We start from the raw sequence: 1,440 nt of genomic DNA, 5'->3' as shown, positions 1-1,440 counted from the left end.
TGGCCGATTTTGTTGAAAAAGGCCGCGGTTGCGACTCAGAGGTACCAGTGATTCAGTCTGTTTAATTGGCAGGACTGAAGATCATGATGGGACATCGGCAAGTCGAACAGGCCGCTTTGTTCTATGAGTTCTCGCTCGAGACGCACGTCCCTTCCGATCACTTGCTTCGCTCGATCGATAGATTCGTCGATCTTGAACAGATTAGGCAGGACCTGGCGCCCTTCTACAGCACGATCGGCCGGCCTTCGATCGATCCCGAGCTGATGGTACGGATGCTCCTGATCGGCTATTGCTTCGGCATCCGGTCGGAGCGGCGTCTGTGCGATGAGGTTCACCTCAATTTGGCCTACCGGTGGTTCTGCCGGCTCGGCTTAGAAGGTGCAGTGCCGGACCACTCGACATTCTCCAAGAATAGACATGGTCGCTTCCGAGAAAGCGATCTCTTCCGTCGTGTGTTCGAGAACGTCTTGCGCCGTTGTATCGAGGAGCGGCTGGTTGGCGGTGAAGGATTTGCTGTGGATGCGAGCCTGATCAAGGCCGACGCCAATCGGCAAAAGGGAATTGAAGGCGACAAGGGACTCCCACCGGAGGCGACCGGTCGAGCGATAAACGAGTACTTGGCCGTCCTCGACGATGCCGCTTTCGGAGCAGCTACCGAGGTCACCCCGAAGTTCGTGTCGCCTGCCGATCCGGCGGCGCGCTGGACGGGCGCGCACGGCGGCCAAGCCTTTTTTGCCTACTCGACAAACTACCTGGTCGACGTCAAGAACGCGATAATCGTCGATGTCGAAGCGACAACGGCGATCCGGCAGGCGGAGGTGTTGGCTGCCAAGCGCATGATTGAGCGCTCGCTCGAACGGTTCGACCTTTACCCCACCCGGCTGCTCGGCGACAGCGGCTATGGCTCGGCCGAGATGCTCGGCTGGTTGGTTTACGAGCACGGGATCGAGCCGCATGTGACGGTGTTCGACAAGTCGGCCCGCGCGGACGGGACCTTTTCGCGCGATGACTTCACCTATGACCACACCAGCGACCTCTATACCTGCCCCGGTGGCAAGATGCTGACCACAACCGGAACACTGGTGAACGATGGCGCAACGATGCTCTACCGGGCGAGCAAGTACGATTGCACCGGCTGCGCCTTGAAGGCTCGCTGCTGCCCCAAGGACTCCGTCCGCAAAGTGTCTCGCTCGATCTACGAGGGCGCTCGCGATATGGCGCGGGAGATAGCACGATCATGGGAGGGCCGTACTTCACGCCGCTTGCGGAAGAAGATCGAGATGCTGTTTGCGCACCTCAAGCGCATTCTCAAGCTCGACCGTTTACGATTACGAGGCCCAAACGGCGCTCGCGATGAGTTCACTCTCGCAGCCACCGCGCAAAACCTCCGGAAGATGGCCAAGCTGATCGCGATGCCCATAGCAAGACCCGCATAGGGCC

1 protein-coding gene is annotated in these 1,440 nt (G+C 59.5%); it reads left to right on the top strand.

The features are described from left to right. Positions 1-83: 83 nt before the first annotated feature. Complete coding sequence (locus tag I6F38_RS43170) at positions 84-1,436, top strand: transposase (protein WP_225164681.1); 1,353 nt, start codon at positions 84-86, stop codon at positions 1,434-1,436. The last annotated feature ends 4 nt before the right edge of the window (positions 1,437-1,440 follow it).

The organism is Bradyrhizobium sp. BRP56, assembly GCF_020194035.1.
Taxonomy (GTDB): Bacteria; Pseudomonadota; Alphaproteobacteria; order Rhizobiales; family Xanthobacteraceae; genus Bradyrhizobium; species Bradyrhizobium australafricanum.
Note: the sequence above shows the minus strand (reverse complement) of the source record. Positions and strands in the feature narration are given on the sequence as shown.